Raw genomic sequence first — 23,838 nt, forward strand, 5'->3', positions numbered from 1 at the left:
GCGTCGTCTCCGGTCGGGGCTGGGCGTTTTGTGAAACTTCCCTGACCGTCAGTCTCCTCTGGTCGCACCGGGAACCGACGGTGCGAGGGCCTCGCCGATGGTCACGGACGGGTCGATCGACACGGCGTCGAGAAGACGTGAGACGCCGGCTGCCAGTCGTTCCGCCGTTTCTTCGCGAAACAGGTCGGTCGCATAGAGCACGGTTCCTGCCAGCGCGACGTCGCCCGCGTCACCCGACACGTCCTGAAACACCAGCTGAAGCTCGTATTTACTGACCCCGTAATCGAAATCGACCGGTGTGATCCGCAAGCCAGGCAGTTCCAAGCCCGGCCACCCGAGGTTCTGGAAACTGACCGTCGTCTGAACGGGCAGTTCACCGGTGTCGACTCGGCTCAGCACGTCGTCGATGGGCACGTCTGCATGCTCCAGAGCACTCAGGTCGACGGCGCGACTGTGCGCGAGCAGGTCCGTGAACGCGGTATCCGGGTCGACACGCGTTCGCAGCACCACCGAGTTGTTGAACTTCCCGATGAGCCCGTCGAGTTCTGCGAGCCCTCGACCGGCCGTGGGAATTCGAACGGCGATGTCGTCGGATCTTGATTCGTGACCGAGCACTGCTGCCACTGCAGCGTGTACGGCCATGAACAGCGATGCGTTGTTCTCCACGGCCAACGTTTCCACGGTTCGACGAACGTCCGCGGAAATCACGAAGCCGACATTCGCACCCGACGTCGTCACCGTCGCCGGACGTGCGTGATCGGTCGGGACACGTCCGGCCGACGCGAGGCCGTCCAATCGCGACCGCCAGTACTCGACCTGTCGGTGTGCCAGCGACTCTGGATCATCGGGGTCACCCAGGACGCTTCGAAGCCACAGGGCATGGTCGGCGTACTGGATCGGCAGCGGCTCCCACTCGGGCGTACGGCCGTCTGTTCGCGAGACGTACGCGGTCAGCACGTCCGTGGTGAGTGGACGCATCGAGAATCCGTCACCGGCGATGTGGTGCAAGACGAAAACGAGAACGTGGTCGACCGGCGATACCCTCAACACCGCGGTTCGCACAGGGACCTCGGCGGTCACGTCGAAGCGGGTCGCCGCTACCTTCTCCACCGCGGAGACGATGTCGTTCTCGTCGACGTCGATCGGTTCGAGGTCGAGCCGAACGTCGCGGGCTGCGACTGCCTTCTGGTGTCCGACACCGTCGACATCCGGATAGACGGTTCGAAGTACCTCGTGCCTGTCGACGACATCGAGTGCCGCCGCACGCAACGCGGAGACGTCCAGTTCTCCCTGCATCCGTACGGCCACAGGAATGTTGCGCGCGTGGGTCTGCGAAAGACGGTTGTCCTCCCACAGCCGCTCCTGATTGGGGGACAACGGGACCAGGGTGGCCCGCTGTGTCGTCGTGGACGGCGCACCGGCAGCACCGAAGGTCACCGGATCCGGTCTCGGATCGTCCGCCAGGTGATATGTCCGACGAAACTTTTCGCGGGCAACCAGGTCGGCGACAGCCAGGTCGACAGCGTCCGCATCCAGGTGGCCCGACAGTCGAGTGCGCTCCCCGTATCTCTCGGTCATCGCTGCGATTTCGCGAGCCAAACCTGCGACCGTCGGCGCGTCGAACAACAACCGGGCGGGCACGCAGCAGTTGAGCCGTGATCCGACACGTGCTGCAACCTGGGTTCCGATCAGCGAGTTCCCACCGAGTTCGAAGAAGTTGTCGTCCGCGCCCACCCGGTCGCGGCCGAGCAGTTCCGCATACACGGCGGCAACTGCTTTCTCGGCGAACGTCGACGGTTCACGGAACTCACGCGCGGTGAACTCCGGCTGCGGCAATGCAGAACGATCCACTTTGCCTGCACCGGTGAGCGGCACGTGATCGATCAGCACGACAGCCGACGGAACCATGTGCGACGGCAGTGACCGGCCCGCCCACTCCTTCAATTCAGCGGCGTCGGGTGCTGCGGATTTCGAGGGCAGAACGTAGGACGCCAGCGCAGTGGTTCCGGCACCGGCGTCGACGCCTGTCGTGAGGGAGAAATCGACGTCCGGGTGAGATCGAAGGACAGCGTCTATTTCACCGAGCTCTATTCTGAATCCGCGAATCTTCACCTGGAAGTCGTTGCGGCCGAGGTACTCCAGACCGCCGGACGACGTACTGCGAACAAGGTCGCCCGTCCGGTACATACGTCCACCGGAGGAATCGCGGGGGTCGGCCACGAATCGCGCCGCGGTCAACGACGAGCGACCGTGATATCCCCTGGCCACACCGGGTCCGGCAAGGTACAACTCCCCAGCGACCCCCGGTGGAACAGGCGCGAGACGCGCGTCGAGAACGTGAGCGCGCATTCCGTCGACAGGGCGGCCCATCGTCACGGGGGAACCGTCCCGGATCGGATCGGACATCGTCGCGAAGATCGTGGCCTCGGTGGGTCCGTACCCGTTGATCAGCGACCTGCCGGGTGCCCACCGTGCGACCAGATCGGCCCCGAAGTCCTCGCCTCCCACGACCAGAACCTCCAGGTCGTCGAGTCCGTTACCGTCCACCGATGTCAGGGCCGCAGGGGTCGAGAAGCCATGCGTGACGCGTTCTCGGCGAAGCAGCTCGACGAGTTCTTCGCCGCCGTAGTTGTCCGGAGGCGCGATCACCATCGTTGCGGACGAGCCGATCGCGATCAGATAGTCGAACACCGACACGTCGAAGCTGGGTGAGGTGAAATGCAGTGTCCGGGAACGATGGGTCAGGTCGAGCGTCCGCACTGCCTGAGCGCACAGGGCTGCCAGCCCCGCATGCGTCACCACCACCCCTTTCGGCGTGCCCGTCGAGCCGGAGGTGTAGATAAGATACGCGGGGTTCTCGGCACGCAGGGTACCGGTTCGTTCGCTCGTGGACACCGGCTCGTCGGACAGTTCGCCCAGGCGCGCCCCCGTCTCGGTGTCGTCGAGCGCGGTCCATGCGCACGCATTCGGTAGCCCGGCCGGGTGCATGGTGGACGACGACAGATGCTCGGTGAGGGTGAGCCCTCGGCTCGCGCCCGAGTCGGTCACCATGTGGCGGATGCGTTCGGCCGGGTAGGACGGGTCGACCGGAAGGAAGGCGCCTCCCGATTTGACGACGGCCCACACCGCGACGATCGACTCGATCGATCGAGTCAGAGCGAGTGCGACCACGACTTCGGGGCCGACTCCGCCGGAGATGAGGTACCGAGCAAGCCTGGACGACCGGGCGTCGAGTTCGGCGTACGTGACCGTCCGCTCGCCGTCGACGATCGCGACGGCGCTCGGATCTCGTTCGACCGCGGTACTCAGCAACGCCGGTAGCAGCGTGACCCGACTACGGGCCGGTCTACGTCCCCGTTGCCCGCGATCCTTTCGTTCACCCTTCACTCGGTCACTCGACGACGTGGACCGCGAACTCATACGTGAACAACCCCTCGACCGTGCTCGTTGGACGCCGCCTCGTGGCCAGGTCGCCCGCCGTTCGTCGTGGGCAGGCTTCGTTGGAAACATGCTCACCCGGACTCGACGAACTATTACAACACGATTACGAAAAGGTTCGGCGAACACCCGCCGACCGCGCGGCGAACAGCGCATCAGCCAAGTCACACTGAGGTTTTGGATTCTGAGACAGTCGCCCGAACAAGCCGCATACGGTCGAATGTCCGAAATAACAGGATCGAAGTCGAATCGAAAAGTGCATAACAATACTTTCGATTGTTATGCACTATTTCGACGAGTTCACCACTTTCGAGACAATGGCCAATGCGCGAGCAGATGCCATTCTCCAGTGAGTTTCTTCGACCACCTGATTGTCCACCCGGCCGGTGAGGAAGGGTTGCCATCCATCTGCGCCGACTCTGCCCGTCGGATCGTCTACTCCGGCGGTGAAGTACACCACGTCACCGTCGAAGACCTCGGGCACGTGCCCGGCCAGCAGGGAGCGTGCCTCCTCTGCGCCGGAGACCACGTCGGCTATTCGCTCCGCCGAGATCTCGGAGAACGGAGCGGGGAGAGTGGCAACGGCGGCAGCTATGGACTCCGCGGTGACATCCGAACCGTCGAACGTGGCATCCGGTAAGAGTGCGCCGAACAGGTGCGACATCGTCACGGGGGTGGCACGCGCGGCGACGTCGGCTGCTTCTTCCGATCCGCCCAGCGCGCTGTCCATCATCGCCAGAAGTCGAACGGTGCTCCCCTGTTTCTGCAACCGCACTGCGACGGCATGAGCCAGGACACCCCCGAGCGACCATCCCAGGAGTTCGTACGGACCCTCCGGTTGAACGCGTCGAATTTCGTCGACGTACCTGTCGGCCCAGTCCGCTATGGATCTCGGAGCCCACTCGGGCTCCGTCAGTGCCGGTGACTGCAGTGCGGTGATGCCGATGTCGGACGCCAGCGTCTGCGCCAACCCTCCGAACGACCACGACACGCCCACTATCGGATGGAAACACCACAGTCGACGACCGGACGACGAGGGTCGTATCGGCAACACGACGTCCAATGCTGTCCGGGCGTCCGTGACCGCAGGTCCTTCGTCGATTCTGCGCGCCAACGCGTCGACGGTCGATCCCGAGAACATCCACAGCAACGGGACCTGGAAGCCGACCGCCGTGCTCAACCTAGCCACGATCTGGGTGGCCACCAACGAATTGCCACCCAGTTCGAAGAAGTCGTCGTCGAGGCCGACCTGCTCGACTCCGAGCACGTCCGCGAACACGTCGGCCACCGTCTGCGCTGTCGGCGATGTCGGTGCACGGAACTCCCGCACCTCCATCTCGGGCTCGGGCAACGCAGCACGGTCGAGCTTTCCGTTGACGTTCCGAGGCAACTCGTCCAGCACGACGAACGCGGCCGGGATCATGTACGACGGAAGCCGTTCGGCCACCGCCGCTTTCACCGCACCTGGATCGACGTCACCCGACGATCCCACGACGTACGCGACCAGGCGGTCCCCCAGCCGCTCGTCCGACCGCGCCAGAACGGCGACGTCACGAACTCCGGGCACACCGGCGACCACGGACTCGATCTCGCCCAGTTCGATTCGAAATCCACGGATCTTGACCTGGAAGTCACTGCGTCCGATGTAGTCGAGTACTCCGTCGGCTCGCCACCGGACCAGATCACCGGTGCGGTACATCCTCTCACCACTCCCGGCAGGGTCGGCGACGAACCGATCCGCGGTCAGGTCGAACCGACCCTGATATCCCCGAGCCAATTGCACTCCGGACAGGTACAGCTCGCCCACGACGCCGACAGGAACCGGATGCAGACGCGAATCCAACACGGCCACATGACAATTCCACTCCGGCCGGCCGATCGGTACGACGGAGTGGATCGGAAGCTCGAGCTGGATCGACGTGACCGACACCGCGGCCTCGGTAGGACCGTACACATTGTCGAGGCGGAGGTTTCCGCCGCCGAGCACCGTCCGCGCAGTCGACGCAGGCAACGCCTCACCGATGGCCAGTACCCGACGAATCGACGACGGCAACGCCCCACCCGATGCCTCCACCATCGCCGCGAGCACCGATGGCACGACGTGCAATGTCGTCACTGCTTCGTGCTGCACGAGCGTCGACAGATACACCGGATCGCGGTGCCCGTCCGCAGTGGCGATCACCAGGCGACCACCCACGACCACCCACGACCACAACTCCCACACCGACAGGTCGAACGTCGCAGCAGTCTTGAGCAGGAAGACGTCGGACTCGTCCAATTCGTACTCGGCGCGCATCCATTCGAGCTGATTGATCACCGAACGATGCGACACCGCGACCCCCTTGGGGCGACCGGTCGAGCCGGACGTGAAGATCACGTACGCGGTGTTGTCCGGGCGCAACGGCACCGCCCGATCTTCATCCGTCACCGCCGTACCGTCGACGCCGCCGAGGTCCAGATCCTCGATGTCGACGACCCGCTGCCCGGCCGGAATCGACGCGCCGGCGAACTCGGCACCGTCTCCACCGGCGATCAACACCACCACGGGCGCGGCGGACCCGACGATGTATCCGACACGGTCCGCGGGTTGATCCGGATCGACGGGCACGTACGCACCGCCCGCCTTGACCACCGCGAACATCGCCCACACCATCACCTCCGACCGCCGGATGGCGACCGCGACCGTGGATTCGGGCCCGACACCACACGAAATCAAATATCGAGCAAGACGGTTCACGCGTTCGTCGAACTCCCGGTAGGACCACGATCGATCCCCGAACGTCAACGCGATCGCATCCTGACGACCGGACACTGCCGAGTCGACAGCGACCACCAGAGTCGCCCCCGAATCGATCTCGTGCGCCGTCTCGTTCCACGTCACCACCGTGAGCTCGCGCTCACTCGCGCCCATGATGTCCACATCACCCACGACGACGGAGGGGTCCGACGCCACCGCAGTCACGAACGCGACGAACCGATCCACGATCGACCGGGCGGTGTCCTCGTCGAACAACGCCGTCGCGTACTTCAGGGTGGCGCCCATCCCTGTCGCATTACCGTCCTCGTCGTACTGGTCGGAGACGATCAGATGCAGATCGAACTGCGCGACCTCGGCGTCCGCATCGACCGCGGACACCGACAGCCCTGGCAGTTCGAGCACCGCCTTCTCGATGTTCTGAAACGACAGACCGACCTGGAACAGCGGATGACGTGCAGTGGACCGCGCGGGGTTGAGCACCTCGACGAGCCGCTCGAACGGAACGTCCGCGTGCGCCAGTGCACGCACGTCCACCTCGCGCACAGCAGCCAACGTCCGCTCGAAGCTCGCCGACGGATCCACCTCGGTCCGAAAGACCAGCGTGTTCGCGAACATTCCGATCAGATCGTCCAAGGCAGCTTCACCGCGACCTGCGATCGGCGACCCGACTGCGATGTCCACCGAACCGGACAGCCGCGCCAACACACTCGCCCACGCTGCGTGCACCGCCATGAACAACGTCGCGTTGCTCGACCGTGCCGCCGCCGACAACGACTCCTGGACCGAGGCGTTCATCGAGAAATCGATCTTCCCGCCGGTAAAGGACTGCACAGCAGGTCGCGGCCGATCCGTCGGCAACTCCAGCTGATCCGGAAGCCCGGCGAGCTCCTGCTTCCAGAACGACAACTGTTCGAACGCAATCGATCTCGGATCGTCTTCGGAACCGAGAACTTCACGCTGCCAGATCGCGAAATCTGCGTATTGAACCTCCAGCGGCGCCCACCCCGGAACCCCACCGGCAGACCGGGCACCGTACGCAACCATCACATCGCGGGTCAACGGACCCATCGATCCACCGTCGGCGGAGATGTGCTGAACCACCAACGCCAACACGTACTCGGTCTCCGACAACCGGTACAACCGCACCCGAACCGGCACCTGGGCGGTGACATCGAAGGATGTGGCCGCCAATGCTCGCACTACAGACACGATCTCACCAGGATCGACATCGACGACCTCGAGATCGACACCTGCCTGGGCGGCGGGCAGAATCTTCTGCACCGGCCCCGACTCGTCCTCGGGATACAACGTCCGTAACGGCTCGTGCCGTCCCACCACGTCGTCGATCGCAGCCCGTAACGCATCGACGTCCAGAGCGCCGGACAACCGGATCGCGACGGGAATGTTGTACGCGGCAGATTCCGCGTCGAACCGATTCAAGAACCACATGCGCTGCTGCGCCAACGAAACCGGAATACGATCAGGACGCGGCAGCTCTCCCAACGCGATGCGGCGAGCAGCTCCTGCCTTTGCGTCCACAGCCCGAGCCAGGCCGGCGACCGTGGAATCCTGGAACACCTCACCTGCAGCGATGTTGACGTCCGTGGCAGCGCCGATTCTCGCCGCGAGTCTGGTCGCGGACAGGGAATTGCCGCCCAGTTCGAAGAAGTCGTCGTCGAGCCCGACCTGTTCGATCCCGAGAATCGTCGAGAACACCGCTGCCACCGCGCGCTCGGACGCTGTTTCGGGAGAACGATATTCACGACTCGCGAACACCGGTTCGGGAAGCGCGTCACGGTCGAGCTTGCCCGACGGGGTGAGCGGAACGGTGTCGATCTGCATGATCGACGCGGGCACCATGTGTTTGGGCAGCACACCGCCGGCGAATGCCGTGAGCTCGGCGGCATCGATCTCGTGGCCTACGACCGGACGGACGTAGGAGACGAGCGCAGTGTCTCCGGTCGGTCCAGGAACTCCGACGGTCACCGCGAACGCCACGGCGTCGTGCGAGGACAACGCGGTGTCGATCTCGCCGAGTTCGATACGGAACCCGCGGACCTTGACCTGGAAGTCGTTCCGCGCGAGATATTCGAGAGCACCGGAGGCCGTGACACGAACGACGTCCCCCGTTCGGTACATCCGTGTTCCCTGATCGGCCGACGGATTCGCGACGAAGCGAGACGAGGTCAAGCCCGGACGTGACTCGTACCCGCGCGCCAGACCGGCGCCGTCCAGATACAGCTCACCGGCGACGCCGGTAGGAACGGGGCGCAGCCGGCGATCCAGAACGTGCGCTGTCGTTCCGACGATCGCCTTACCGATGACCACGGGATCTCCGGGCCTCAGTGCCGGCGAGATGGTGCTGGCGACGGTGGATTCGGTCGGCCCGTACGCGTTGAAGAAGGAGCGGCCGGGCGCCCACGCCTCGACGAGTTCGGGTGGACAACTTTCACCGCCGACCACGACGGCCACCAAGTCGTCCAGGTCGACCGGTTCCACCGACGCCAGGGCTGCGGGTGTGACGAACGCGTGGGTGATGCGGTTCCGCCGTAGGAAGGCACCCAGTTCCGCTCCACCGTAGATGTCGGTCGGTGCCACGACCATCGTGGAACCGGCGGCAACGGCCATCGACAGTTCCAGCACCGACGCGTCGAAGCTCGGTGATGCGAAGTGCAGTGTGCGTGCCTGGCTGGTGAGCCCGTAATCGGCCTTCTGAGCGGCCGTGAGGTCGGCGAGTCCACGATGGGTCACGACGACGCCCTTGGGCAGACCCGTCGAGCCCGACGTGTAGATCAGGTACGCCGGATTGTCGCTACGGAGTACTGCGGTCCGATCCGACACCGAGATTCGCTCGTCGGAGACGCGGTCCAGTTCGGTCTGGAATCTTGCGTCGTCGAGGACCGTCCACACACACTCGTCGGGCAGAGAGTCCCGAAATTTGCTGGTGGTCAGGCCGACTCGCGCGCCGGAGTCCGAGATCATGTGCTGCACTCGGTCCGCTGGATACGTGGGGTCGACGGGTAGGAACGCGGCTCCGGTCTTGGCGACGGACCACACCGACAGCACCGATTCGATCGATCGAGTAATCCCGATCGCGACGACCGATTCCGGCCCGATTCCGGACGAGATCAGCACGCGTGCGATCCGGGACGATCGACGATCGAGCTCGGCGTAGGACAGCTCGATGTCTCCTGCTACCAACGCGGTGTGCGACGGGTCCAGTTCGACGGCCGCCGCGAGCAACTGAGGCAGCAGCGGAGACGTGTTCCGTACCCTGCGGGGTCGTGGAGGCCTGGGTCTGCGCGTCGACCGTGCACGGTCGACATCCGAGGGTCGGTCGTCGCTCATGCGTCGCGGTCCGTGCGGTAGCCGGTGCAGTCCATGCAGTACACGATGTCCATTTTTGCTGACTGCACGTACACGTTCCGTTTCGCCCCTTCGATCGACGCTCGGCCCTGGGGCCGAAGCTCGGTTACATCCACACCGGTATGCGAACTACAGGTGGTTCGATGCACTCGGCACCGCAGATTGCGTACCCCACCGTTCATCGATTGCCGAGCGGACGACGTTACTGCGCGGTAAGGTCCGCCCGGCCGGGCCGAGACCGCTCCCTAGTGGCGCCCGAAAGCTCGTTCGCCTGCAGTCACCCGAGCCTCTCCGATCGCACGGGCCGAGGTTTCGTTCTCTGTCGGTGCGTCGACGAGAACGACGAACTGGAGGTCCTCGGACTCTTCCTCGGCCAGCTCCTCGACTCGATCCGCGGTGACGAACGCATGCGTGACCCAGTCGTCCAGGACCGCATCGCTCAGCGAGACGTCGGCCGCAGGTACCACCCACGCCGCTCCGACGAGAGCGGACGACAGCAGCGTGGACAGATGCCAGAGCGGTCCCGCAGCGACATCCGCGAGCACCCGTGACTCGAACGTCATCGACAGTCGTGCATCCGCGGCGAGCAACGACGCCACCAACTCACTCTGGGCGATCACGAACGGCTCGGTCGCTCGATCGTCGACCACGACGACAGCCGCGTCGTCGACGGCGAGCAGTCGAGTGCGCGCAGAGTACGCAATCGGTCGACGCGATGCGGACTGCACGGCCTCGGACACTGCGGAATCGTCGAGCGCAACGAGCTGCGCACCGTCACTCTTCTGGGACACTGCCATGTCCGACGCCGAGGTGCCGATCACCCACGTCGCATCCGCGCTCGTGCCGAGTACCGAAGCGGGTGTGTCCGCCTCCGACACCACCACGGCGGCACCCGCGAACACGACCGCAAGCACGGTCACTACCCAGTCCACCGACATCGCGACGTCGACGACCACTCGATCACCGGGCCCGACACCGCGGTCGACCAGGACACGCGCCAGCGCGGACGACCGTCCTTCGATGTCGATGTAGGACATCTCGTCACCGTTGTCCACGACCGCGGGAGCCTCCGGATCGAGCTCGACCACGGATCCGATCACCTGCGGCAGCGACCGTTCGACGGCGACGGCCGTGGCGTCGTTCGCCCCAGCCGAGGTCGTCTGCGCGTCGGTTCGAGCTCTTTCCTCGTCGGACATGATCTCGATATCACCGACGATCACGAACGGATCCGACGCGACAGCCTTGAGGATGCGCGTCAGCCGGTCTGCGAACGACGCCGCAGTCTGCTCGTCGAACAGGTCGGTGGCGTACAGCAGCGAGCCGAACAGTCCGGCAGGTTCGCCGGCGTCGTCCATCCTGGACTCGACGGTGAACTGCAGGTCGAACTTCGCGCCGAGCTCCCCCGCTTCCAGGCCTTCCACCGAGAGTCCCGGCAGTTCCAACTTCACCCGTTCGAGATTTTGGAACGACAAGGCAACCTGGAAGATCGGGTGGCGTGCCTGAGACCGTGCGGGGACGACGGCGTCGACGATCTCCTCGAACGGCAGGTCGGCGTTGCCGAATGCACCGAGGTCGACCGTCCGCACGTCGTCGACCAGACCGGAGAACGTTCCACCGAAGTCGACGTGGGTGCGCAGCGCGAGGGTGTTGACGAACATGCCCACGAGATCGTCGAGTTCGGCGGCTCCGCGTCCCGCCACCGGGGTTCCGACGACGATGTCGCTGCTGCCGCTGAGACGGCCGAGAAGAACAGCCAGACCAGCGTGCACGATCATGAACAGCGAGGTGCCACGATCGCGCGCGAAGTCGATCAATCCTGCTTGCGCCGCGGGGTCGACATGGAACGGCGTCGAGTGCCCTCGCATCGACTGGGTCGGCGGACGCGGACGGTCGGTCGGTAGATCGACAGCCTCCGGAATTCCCGAGAGGGTCTGCTTCCAGTAGTCGAGCTGTGTCGACGCCGGCGATCCCCCAACGGTCGTGTCGCCGAGCACCTGGCGTTGCCACAGTGCGAAGTCCGCGTACTGCACGGGGAGCGCAGTCCACATCGGTGGGGTGCCCTGCGTCCGGGCCGAGTAGGCCACCATGACATCCCGGGCGAGCGGCGCAATCGAGGCGCCGTCGGCGGAGATGTGATGGACGACGAGGGCAAGCACGTGCTCGGTCGGGCTCAGCTGAACCAACCCCACACGAACCGGTACCGTCGCCGCGACGTCGAATCCTCCGAGAACCAGCTGGGCGACTGCCTCGAACGCCTCTTCTTCACCGTCGACGACTGTGGGACGCAGGTCGAACACGACCTCCTGCGGTGACAGGATCTTCTGCTCCGGACCGTCGGTGTCCGACGGGTAGGTCGTACGCAGCGTTTCGTGGCGAGCGACGACATCGCCGATCGCCGCGGCGAGCGCATCCTGGTTCAGCTCGCCGGTCAAACGCACCGCGAGGGGGATGTTGTACGCGCTCGACTCCGGGTCGATGGTGCTCAGCACCCACATCCGCTGCTGCGCCAGCGACAGCGGCAGCCTCGCCGGACGCTCGGTCGCGACCAGAGGTGCCCGGCTACCCGTGCCGGCCAGACTCTCGACTGCGGCGGCGAAGGATTCGACCGTCGAGAAATCGAACAGTGTTCTGACCGGAATCGACGCATCGAGCGCCGCGCCGACGCGGGACACGACCTGGGTAGCGATGAGCGAGTTGCCGCCGAGGTCGAAGAAGTTGTCGTCGAGACCGACCCGTTCGAGCCCCAGGACCTCGGTGAAGACACTGGCAACCGTGACCTGAGCCTCGGACGTCGGTTCACGGAACTCCGACAGCTGGGGCGCCGGGTCCGGCAGCGCCTTGCGGTCGAGCTTGCCCGCTGAGCCGAGGGGGAACTCGTCGAGCACGACGAACGCCGCGGGCACCATGTACTCGGGCAGCGACTCCGCGACGGTGCGCCGGATCGCGTCCACGTCGACGACTCGACCTGCTGCGGGAACGACGTAGGCGACCAGCCGGTCACCACGGACCAGAACGACCGCCTGTCCAGCCGAATCCGATTGCAGCACAGAGGATTCGATCTCTCCGAGTTCGATGCGCAATCCGCGCAGTTTGACCTGGAAGTCCGACCGTCCGATGTACTCGATCTCGCCGGCGGAGTTCCACCGCACGAGGTCGCCGGTGCGGTAGAGCCGCGCGCCGTCGACGCCGAACGGGTTCGCGACGAATCGGTCCGCGGTGAGATCGGGGCGGGACGAGTATCCGCGCGCCAGTTGCACGCCACCGAGATACAACTCGCCGACCGCGCCGACGCCGACCGCGTTCAGTCGCGCGTCGAGAACGTACACCTGCGTGTTGTGGACCGGTCGACCGATCGGGACGGCGGCGATATCAGCTTCGGAGACCTCGTGGAAGGTGACGTCGACAGCCGCTTCCGTCGGTCCGTACAGGTTCACCAATCGGGTGGACGGAAGAACCTCGGCGAGAGCACGCGCCGTCGACGTCGGCAAGGCTTCACCTGACGAGAACACGATCCGCAGAGACCTGTCCGACGCCGCAGACGGCTCGGCGGCGAACACCCCGAGCATCGACGGAACGAAGTGCGCCACGCTCACGCGTTCCGCGGCGATCAGCTCTGCGACGTACTTCGGATCACGGTGCCCGTCCGGCCGTGCGATCACCAGTCGAGCGCCGATCTGCAACGGCCAGAACAGTTCCCACACGGACACGTCGAACGTCGTCGGCGTCTTCTGCACCACGGTGTCGTCCACCGTCAGCTCGTACTCGTCCTGCATCCACACCAGACGGTTGACGATCGAACGGTGCTCGACGACGACGCCCTTGGGCTTTCCGGTGGAACCGGAGGTGAACAGAACGTACGCGGGATCCCGAGGCGTGAGTGCTCCCGTGCGCTCGGCGTCGGTGAGGGGACGGTCGGGGTGGACGGTCGTGTCCACGTCGTCCAGCACGACCACGTCGTCGCCCGCGAGTTCTCCGCGATCACGCGTCGTCGTCAGGGTCAGCGCGGTGGCCGCAGTGTCGAGGATGTAGGAGATTCGCTCGGTCGGCTGCGACGGATCGACCGGAACGTACGCGGCCCCTGCCTTCAGCACCGCGTAGATGCCGACCATGAGCTCGATCGACCGGCCGACCGCTACTGCCACCGTTCCGCCCGGACCGACGCCGCGCTCGACGAGGTACCGCGCGAGGCGGTTGGCACGCGAGTCGAGTTCTCCGTATGCGACGGCCTCGCCTTCGTAGGTCAACGCCACTGCATTCGGCGAGATCGACACGCGTGACTCGAACATCGAGACCAGCGTCGCCGACGGATCCAGATCGTGATCGGTCGAGTTCAGCTCCACCAGCAATCGGCTTCGCTCCGCGTCGTCGACGAGGTCGATATCACCGACGACGACCGAAGGATCAGCCGCGACCGCACCGAGCACCGTGACGAACTGCGCGGTGAGTAGTTCGATCGTCGACGCGTCGAACAAGTCGGTGGCGTAGACGATTTCGGCCTCACGGACCGGTGCGCCGTCGAGGCCTGCAGTGGGCTCCCCGACAGTTACCTGAAGGTCCATCTTGGCCACCGCGGCGTCGAAGTCGATCGACGATGCCTTCAGACCGGGTAGCGAGAACGAGGTGGATGCGAAGTTCTGGAACGTGAGCAGCACCTGGGTCAACGGGTGTCGTCCACCGACTCGCGGTGGATCGAGAACCTCGACGACACGCTCGAAGGGAACGTCCGCGTGTGCAAAGGCGGACAGGTCCGTTTCGCGGACGACCTTCAACAGGTCGACGAACGTCGAGGTTCCTGCCACCGGCGTTCGAAGCACCAACGTGTTGACGAACATTCCGATCACGTCGTCGAGCTCGGCTTCACCGCGACCGGCGATCGGAGTGCCCACCACCACGTCGGATTCACCGGACACCCGCGACAACAACACGGCCAGCGCACCGTGCACCACCATGAACGGAGTCACGCCGGCACGGGTTGCCACGGAATCGATGGCTGCCACCGTCTTCGCGTCGATGGTGAAGCGGTGGGCGGCACCCCGCCCACTGGCCACGGCGGGACGGGAACGATCGACCGGTAGTGCCGGCTCGTCCGGAGCATCACGCAACCGTTCGAGCCAGTACCGTTCCTGGGCAGCCATGGGTGACGTCGGATCGTCCGAGGACCCCAGTACTTCGCGCTGCCACAACGTGTAGTCCGCGTACTGCACCGGCAGGGGCGACCATCCCGGCTCGTCGCCTGCTCCGCGCGCCACGTAGGCCGTCACCACGTCTCGGATCAACGGCATCATCGAGAAGCCGTCGGCAGCAATGTGATAGGCGACGACGACCAGCACGTACTCGTCATTGCCGAGGTCCAGCAGCCGAATTCGAACCGGCACCGACCGGGTGACGTCGAATCCTTCGGACACGATCGTGGTCACCGCAGAGACCACGTCGGCCTCGGAGACCTGCTCCAGCCGGAAGTCCGGTCGAACAGCCGTGGCAGGAAGGACCATCTGGATTCCGGTTCCGGAAGATTCCGGGTACACCGTGCGCAGACTTTCGTGACGAGCGACGACATCGTCGATCGCTGCACGCAACACATCGACGTCGAGTGCACCGCTCAATCGCACCGCCGCCGGGATGTTGTTCACCGCCGACTCGGGCTCCAGACGGTTCAGGAACCACATGCGCTGCTGCGCGGGCGACAGTGGAATGCGGTCCGGTCGCGGGCGGGGGATCAGAGCGGGGCGGGCGCCGGAGCCCGACTCCACGCGTGCCGCAAGGGATTCGACCGAAGACGCATCGAAGACCATGCGTACCGGAACTCGACTGTCGAGGGCGACTCCGAGTCGGGACACGAGCTGAGTCGCAACGAGCGAGTTGCCGCCCAATTCGAAGAAGTCGTCGTCGAGACCGACCCGTTCGAGACCGAGTACGTCCGCGAAGACGTCTGCGACGATCTCCTCGATCGGTGTGCGAGGTGCTCGGAACTGCGTGGCATGGACCGTCGGGGCGGGAAGCGCCTTCCGGTCCAGCTTGCCGGAGGTGTTCAACGGGAACTCGTCGAGCGTGAGGATCGCACCGGGAATCATGTAGCGAGGCAGCGCCTCGGCAAGCGAATCGCGCAGTTCGTCGATGTCGATGTCGGTGTCCTCGGCGGACGCAGGAACGACGTATCCGACGAGTTGGTCACCGGTGTTCGTCTGCACCACCGCAGCGGCGGACAAGCCCACCCGCGGGTGGGCAGCGAGCGCGGCCTCGATTTCACCCAACTCGATACGTTGCCCACGGAACTTGACCTGGAAATCGGTGCGACCGATGTACTCGAGCGTGCCGTCGGATTGCCACACCACGAGGTCGCCCGTCCGGTACATCCGGCTGCTGGCCGAGGACGAGCGGGACACGAACGGATTGGCCACGAATCGATCGACCGTCAGGTCGACTCGACCGTGGTAGCCACGCGCAAGCTGGACGCCGGCAAGGTAGAGCTCGCCCGGAACTCCGACCGGGACCGGCCGGAGTCGTGAATCGAGCACGTAGACAGCGGAATTCCACTCGGGTCGCCCGATGGTGACAGCCGAGCCGATCGCGGTGTCGGTCACGTCCGCGTACGTGATCGACACGGCCGCCTCGGTGGGGCCGTACAGGTTGTGCACCCGCGCGTCCGAGACTCGCGCGAAGTCACGGACCGCTTCTCCGGGAAGAGCTTCACCGATGACGAAGATCTGCTGCACGGACCGAAGCGCCGCACGTCCTACCGCCGATGCGAACACCGACAGCATCGTGGGAACGAAGTCCGTGACCGTCACGTGTCGCTGCGAGATCAACTCGGCGAGGTAGCGGGGGTCGCGATGACCATCGGGGGTGGCGAGCACCAGTTGTGCTCCCACTCTCAGCGGAAGGAAGAATCCCCAGAGCGAGACGTCGAACGTCGTCGCGGTCTTCTGCAGATACACGTCCGACGCGTCGAGCGAGTACTCGGACTGCATCCATTCCATCTGGTTCACGATCGCGCGGTGACTCACTGCTACGCCCTTGGGACGGCCGGTGGACCCGGACGTGAAGATCACGTATGCGACGGACTCGGCAGACGCACGAGAACGCGGCAGGACCACGTCCTTGCCGCCCCGGAACTCGGCCGGCGCGGAGTCCACGTCGATCACTCGGACGGCCCCGGGAGGTGTGAACAGGTCCCGACCGCGCACGAGGACGCAGACCGGTTGTGCGGCACCGAGTATGTAGTCGATTCGCTCCACCGGGTGATCGGGGTCGATGGGGACGAAGCCTGCGCCCGCACGCAGCACCGCATACATTCCGACGACCAGGTCGATCGATCGGCGCATCGCGATGGCGACCAAAGCGTCGGGCCCCGCGCCTGCGTCCACCAGCACGCGCGCGAGTTCGTCCACCCTCGCAGCGAATTCGCCGTACGTCAGAGAGTCGTCCTCGTACACCACCGCGACGGCGTTCGGTGTCTCGCGCGCGGCGTCGGCGAACCGGTCGAGCAGCATCGCATCGTCGACGGTTCGTCCGGTCTCGTTCCATCCGGCAACGAGCAACTCCGCCTCGTCCGCAGCGACCAGTTCGATATCGCCGACGATCACCGTCGGCTCGTCGGTGATCTGCTCGAGAACGCGGAGGAATCGCCGTTCGAGCGTCTCGACGGACGCCGGATCGAAAAGGTCGGTTGCGTAAGCGAATTCGACGGACCATCCATTGCCGTCGACCGGCTCACTGACCGCGACCTGCAGATCGAACTTGGCGATCCCGGCGTCGAAGTCGACTGCCGACACGGACAGATTCGGCAGCTCCAACGAGGATCGGCCGAGATTCTGGAAGAAGAGCGCTACCTGGAAGAGTGGGTGACGCGCTGCGGACCGAGCCGGATCGAGTATCTCCACGAGGCGTTCGAACGGTAAATCGGCGTTGGCGAATGCCGCGAGATCCGTGCGGCGCACCGTGTCGAGCAGGTCCTCGAAGGATGCCGCGGTATCCACGTCCGTTCTCAGGACGAGGGTGTTGACGAACATACCGATCATGTCGTCCAGCGCTGCGTCGCCGCGGCCGGCGATGGGCGCACCGATGGCGATGTCCGACGTTGCCGACAGTCGTGCGAGCAGGACGGACAACGCAGCGTGCACCACCATGAACGGAGTGGCTCGGTGCTCCTGCGCGGTCCGTTCCACGGACGCGCGAAGCTCGCCGGAGACCTCGAATCGGTGGGTTCGACCGCGATTGCTCGCCACGGCCGGACGGCGACGGTCGAACGGCAGATCCAACTGAGCAGGGAGCCCGGCGAGCGCGCTCTGCCAGTAATCCTTCTGCGCGGAGATGATCGAATTCGGATCGTCCTCGGAGCCGAGCACTTCCCGCTGCCAGAGCGTGTAGTCGGCGTACTGGACGGCAAGTGGTTCCCAATCGGTGTCCAGCCCTGCCGCGCGTGCGGTGTAGGCCCGGACGACGTCTCGCGTCAGCGGACCGAGCGAGTACCCGTCCGCGGCGATGTGATGGACGACGAACACCAGAACGTGCTCGGTCGACGACACCTCGAACAGGCTCGCGCGGAACGGCGCTCGCCAGGTGACGTCGAAACCGGCGAGCACGGTCTCCTCGATCGCTGCCGGAAGCTCGTCGGCGTCTATCGGGATGGGGGCGAGGTCGGGGATGACAGCGCGGGTCGGCACGACTTCCTGGCTGCCCACCCCGTCCACCTCTGGGTACACCGTCCGCAGAGATTCGTGGCGGGCCAGTACGTCGGCGACCGCGACGTGCAGTGCATGTCTGTCCAGCAGGCCGGACAACCGGATCGCGACCGGGATGTTGTTGACCGCCGACTCCGTGTCCAGTCGGTTGAGAAACCACATGCGCTGCTGCGCGAGGGACAGTGGCACACGATCGGGCCGCGGACGCGGGACGAGAGGTACCCGTGCCCCACCGCTTGCCTCGCTCTCGATTCGTGTCGCCAGGGCTGCGACGGTCGAGGTTTCGAACATCAGTCGAACCGGAACCGTCGTGTTCAGCGCAGCACCCAGCCGTGACACGACTCGTGTGGCGATCAACGAGTTTCCGCCGAGCGCGAAGAAATCGTCGTCGACTCCTACCCGGTCGGCCCCCAGCACCTCACCGAACACGCTCGCGACGATCTCCTCGACGGGGGTCGACGGCGCGCGGAATTCTGCCGCTTCCACCTGCGGTTCGGGTAGTGCTCCACGATCCAGCTTTCCGGCGGAATTGACCGGGAACTCGTCGAGTTCGACGATCGCGGCCGGCACCATGTACGACGGCAGTTCACGTCGTAGCGTCTCTCGCAGTTCGGCCGCGTCCACACGGTCGCTCGCCGGCGACGCGACGTAGAGCGCTATCCGCTCGTTGCGCACGACGGCAACTGCATCCGCGACGCCGGGAACGGTACGGGCGACAGCGTCGATCTCGCCCAGTTCGATACGCAGTCCTCGCAGCTTCACCTGGAAATCGGTTCGGCCGATGTACTCGAGGTCGCCTCGTTGGTTCCAGCGCACTAGGTCGCCGGTGCGATACATCCTCCCGCCGCCGAACGGATCGGCGAGGAACCGGTCGGCGGTCAGATCGGGTCGGCCGTAGTACCCGCGCGCGATCTGCCGTCCGGACAGATACAGCTCACCTGCGACACCTACCGGTACCGGATGAAGACTGCCGTCGAGTACGTACGCAGCCGTGTTCCACACCGGGGTGCCGATGGGTACGGATGCGTCAGCTGGAGCTTCCGCGCCGGAGACCGAACGGGCCGTCGCGTGAACAGTGAATTCCGTTGGGCCGTAGAGGTTGTGCACCGATGCGTTGGTCACTTTCGACAGTGCGGTCACCGTCGAGGTCGGCAAGGCCTCCCCGGCCAGTTGGATCAGGCGGAGAGCCGAGAGGTCGCGGCCGACCGACTCTCCCAGGAACGCACCGACCATCGACGGCACGAAGGACAGCGCGGTGATTCCCTCCGATTCGACCACATCCACCAGATAGGCCGGATCACGGTGACCGTCCGGAATCGCGACGACGAGTCGCGCCCCGGATGCGAGCGGCACGAACAACTCCCACACCGAGACGTCGAAGGTGAACGGCGTCTTCTGAAGCACCGAGTCCTGACTGCTGATCCCGTATTCGGCCGCGAACCACGCTGTCTGGTTCGCTGCGGCCGAATGCGATACGGCGACGCCCTTCGGCCTGCCGGTCGAACCGGAGGTGAACACGACGTAGGCGACGTTGTCGCCTCGGGGCGCTCGGCGATCGACGTCGGACAGCGGGGCGCCCGACAACTCGGACAGATCCAGTCCGTCGAGGCGAACGGTCTCGGCGACTCCACCGGCCACATCGGCGTCGGACGTCGTCAGTACGACGGAGGCACGCGAGGTCTCGAGAATGTACCGGTTCCGTTCGGCCGGCTGGCTCGGGTCGATCGGTACGTACCCACCGCCGGCCTCGAGTGCCGCGTACACCGCGACCATCATGTCGAGCGAGCGTGGAATCGCAACCGCGACCAACACTTCCGGACCGACGCCCCGTCCGAGCAGGTACCGCGCGAGCCGAGCGACACGGGAGGCGAACTCGGCGTACGTCAGCGATTCGTCACCGAACTGCAGTGCCTGCCCGTGCGGAGACTCCGCTACTGCCCGATGGAACCCGTCCAGCAGGGTGACGTCGGCGACGACGTGGTCGGTCGCATTCCACTCGTGCAGCACCCGAGTCCGCTCGGACTCGTCGACGATGTCCACGGACGCCACCGGCAGATCGGGCGTCGAAACGGCCGAGTCCAGCACGAGGAGGAACCGTCGCGCCATGTCCGCGACCGTTGGTTCGTCGAAGAGATCGGTGGCGTAGGTCAGATCGAGCGACCACCCGTCCCCACGATCGGACACGGTCACCTGCAGGTCCGTCTTCGCGACAGCGGTGTCGAACTCCACGCCTGACACCGTGAGACCGGGGAGCCGAAGATCGGTCGAACCGACGTTCTGGAACACCAGGAGGACCTGGAAGAGCGGATGACGGGCCTGCGACCGAGCCGGGTCCAGAACCTCGACGAGTCGCTCGAACGGTACGTCCGCGTGCGCGAAGGCGTCGAGATCGGTGTCTCGGACGGAATTCAACAACTCGGTGAAGCTCCGGCGGTCCTGAACGTCGGCTCGCAACACCAACGTGTTGACGAACATGCCGACCAACTCGTCGAGTACCTGCTCCCCTCGTCCCGCCACCGGGGTCCCGACCACGATGTCCGACGTGCCCGACAGCTTCGCCAGCAACACCGAGAGTGCGGCGTGCACCACCATGAACGGGGTAGCGCCTCGGCCCGAGGCCAAAGTCTCGACCCTGCGCCGCATCTCGGCGTCGACGAAGGCCGAGTAGTTCGCGCCGCGGCCCGACGCCACGGCCGGTCGACGTCGGTCCGAGGGCAGATCGAGTTGGACCGGACTATCGGCGAGTGCGCCGATCCAGAATCGTTCCTGTTCGGCGATGAGCGAGTTCGGATCGTCGTCCGATCCGAGTACCTCTCGCTGCCACAGCGAATAATCGGCGTACTGCACCTCGAGTGGCGCCCATTCCGGCGCCGCCCCTGCTGTGCGTGCCACGTATGCGGACACGATGTCCCGGGTGAGCGGAACCATCGAAAAACCGTCTGCTGCAATGTGATGCGCGACCACGACGAGTACGTGTTCGCTCGACTCCAGTTCCAACAGTGTCAACCGGACGGGAACCTCGGACGTCACGTCGAAGCCTGCCGACACCAGCTCGACGACTCGGTCCAGAACGGTCTGCTCACTCACGACGACGGTCTCGAGTTCCGGAGTGCGGTCACCCATGTCCGCGACGACCTGACGGCCCACACCGTCGGTGTCGGGGTACAGCGTTCGAAGCACCTCGTGGCGTTGGACCACGTCCTCGACTGCCGTGGTCAGCGCATCCTTGTCCAATTCGCCGGACAACCGGATCGCGACGGGGATGTTGTCGACGGCCGACGTCGGGTCCAGTCGATTGAGAAACCACATGCGCTGCTGTGCCATCGACAGGGGGACGACGTCGGGGCGTTCACGTCGAGTCAGGGGCACGGAGGTGGCCGATGTTCCCGACGCCAGGGCACTCTCCACCGACGCGGCGAGTCCCGCAGCCGTCGGAGTGTCGAAGAAACCGCGGACGTCGACCTTGACCTTCGAGTCCGCGTTGACGCGAGCGACCGCGCGCGTCGCGCTCAGGGAGTTGCCGCCCAGAGCGAAGAAATCGTCGTCGACGCCTACTCGGTCGACACCGAGAACGTCCTCGAACACGGCGACGATCGCGCGCTCGACGTCGTTCTCGGGGGCGCGGTACTCGGTCGCCAGGTCCGCGGAGCCGGGCACGGGAAGTGCCTTACGATCGAGCTTTCCGCTGGCGTTCAGCGGAAACTCGTCGAGCGCGACGAACACGGCCGGCACCATGTAGTCCGGCAACGTGCCGCGAATTCCGGCCGCCAACTGCTCGGAATCCGCCGTGCCCGTCGAGGTGACGACGTACGCCACCAATCTGTCGTCGACTCCGTTGTCGGACTCGTCGGAGACGACGACCACCACGGCCTGGCGAACCTCGCCCAGCGTGAGCAGCGCTGCCTCGATCTCGCCGAGCTCGATACGCAGACCGCGAAGTTTGACCTGGAAGTCGGTGCGTCCGAGGTAATCCAGCACCCCGTCGTTGTTCCACCGCACGAGGTCGCCGGTGCGGTACATCCGCTCGCCGGACGAGGAGTTCACGTTCGCGACGAAGCGGTCGGCCGTCAGATCCGGGCGGCCCAGGTACCCACGCGCCAATTGCACACCCGACAGATAGAGCTCACCCGGTACCCCGGGCGGCGTCGGGTTCAAGCCTTCGTCGAGTACGTGCAGTTCGGTGCGCGGCACCGCCGATCCGATCGGAACGGACACCGCGTCGGCACTGTCGGTCCGGTGGAAGGTCACGTCGACGGCGGCCTCGGTCGGACCGTAGAGGTTGTGCAGTTCCGCGTCGAACAGCTCGTGGAACCGGCGAGCGGAGCTGGCCGGAAGTGCCTCGCCGGACGCGAACACCTGCTTCAGTGCCGGCAGGCTGTCTCGCTCGTCCGAACCGTCGAACTGGCCGAGAAAGACCGTCAACATCGAGGGCACGAAGTGAGTCGTGGTCACCCCGTGCGCACGCATCGTGTCGGCGATGTAGGCGGGGTCGCGATGACCGTCCGGCGCCGCGATCACCAACCGTGCCCCTGCCTGCAGCGGCCAGAAGAACTCCCACACCGATACGTCGAACGTGAACGGTGTCTTCTGCAGAACGACGTCGGCGTCGGACAACGGGTACGCTGCCTGTCGCCAATCGAGGTTCGCCACGATTGCTTCGTGCGAGACGGCGACACCTTTGGGTCGTCCCGTGGAGCCGGAGGTGAAGATGACGTAGGCGGTGTTGCTCGGACGTGCCGGGCCGAACGGCCGCTCGGCGTCGGTCAACGGGTCGGACGAGTAGTCGTCGAGCGGCTCGGTGTCCACCGACAGAACCGGGATGCCGTCCGGCAGCGCCACGTGCTCCCCCGACGAGGTGAGCACGAGCAGCGGCTCGGCGATGCCGACGACGTAGGCGATTCTCTCCGCAGGGTGACCCGGATCGATGGGGACGTAGGCGCCGCCCGCCTCGACGATCGCGTACATCGCGACCACAAGGTCCACGGAGCGGGAGATGGACAGGCCGACTCGAACATCGGGGCCGACCCCCAGTTCGACGAGTCGGCGAGCCAAGCGATCGACGTGAGAGGAGAATTCGCCGTACGTCAGGGTCCGGCCGTCGAATTCGAGGGCAACGGCGTCCGGAGTGCGGTCCGCGCGATCGCGGAAACGGGTGGCCAAGGTGACGTGTTCCCCCACACCCGTCTGTAGGGAGTCCGAGCCGAGAACCGAACGCACGTCGCTCACGATTGCGGCGACGACGGACTCCAGACCACCGTCGGCCGACTCGACGGCTCCCGGAGCGAGCGTCGACAGCGCAAGCGGAACGAGGGCGTCGGCGCCGAGAACCCCGCCCATGGCAGCATCCAGATTCGTCAGCTCCAGTTGGACGGCACCGTAGGACACGACATTGCCGCCGATGTCGACGGTCCTGTCGGGCTCGGCCGCGACGACACGGTCGACGAGCCCAGGTAGATCTTCGATCGCCGTCGAGTGCGAACCGGATCCACCAGACACCATCTACTTCTCCTCCTGATCACGACACGCGTCGAATACCCGGTCGATTATCCCTACTCCCACGACAGCAGCCGACGTCCCCCTCTCCCGCCGAGGAAT

Annotated in this window: 3 protein-coding genes; all 3 read right to left on the reverse strand. The window is 65.5% G+C overall.

Features of this window, described 5'->3' with window-relative positions; genetic code table 11:
* Positions 1-48: 48 nt before the first annotated feature.
* On the reverse strand, positions 49-3,387 hold the full coding sequence (locus CH289_RS00650; protein WP_179276695.1) for a non-ribosomal peptide synthetase: 3,339 nt from the start codon (positions 3,385-3,387) through the stop codon (positions 49-51).
* Between the two features lie 337 nt (positions 3,388-3,724).
* The gene (locus CH289_RS00655) at positions 3,725-9,544 is read right to left on the reverse strand and encodes a non-ribosomal peptide synthetase (protein ID WP_256976899.1); all 5,820 of its coding nucleotides are present in this window, start codon (positions 9,542-9,544) and stop codon (positions 3,725-3,727) included.
* Between the two features lie 263 nt (positions 9,545-9,807).
* Entirely contained in the window at positions 9,808-23,742 is a 13,935-nt protein-coding gene (locus tag CH289_RS00660) for a non-ribosomal peptide synthetase (RefSeq protein ID WP_094726983.1), read from the reverse strand.
* Positions 23,743-23,838 lie beyond the last annotated feature (96 nt).

It is taken from the genome of Rhodococcus sp. RS1C4 (assembly GCF_002258225.1).
GTDB classification, from domain to species: domain Bacteria; phylum Actinomycetota; class Actinomycetes; order Mycobacteriales; family Mycobacteriaceae; genus Rhodococcoides; species Rhodococcoides fascians_E.

Bases quoted from the DNA above. Each gene is read 5' to 3' on its own strand.
- CH289_RS00655 (WP_256976899.1), bottom strand. From the start codon at position 9,544: ATGAGCGACGACCGACCCTCGGATGTCGACCGTGCACGGTCGACGCGC.
- CH289_RS00660 (WP_094726983.1), bottom strand. From the start codon at position 23,742: ATGGTGTCTGGTGGATCCGGTTCGCACTCGACGGCGATCGAAGATCTA.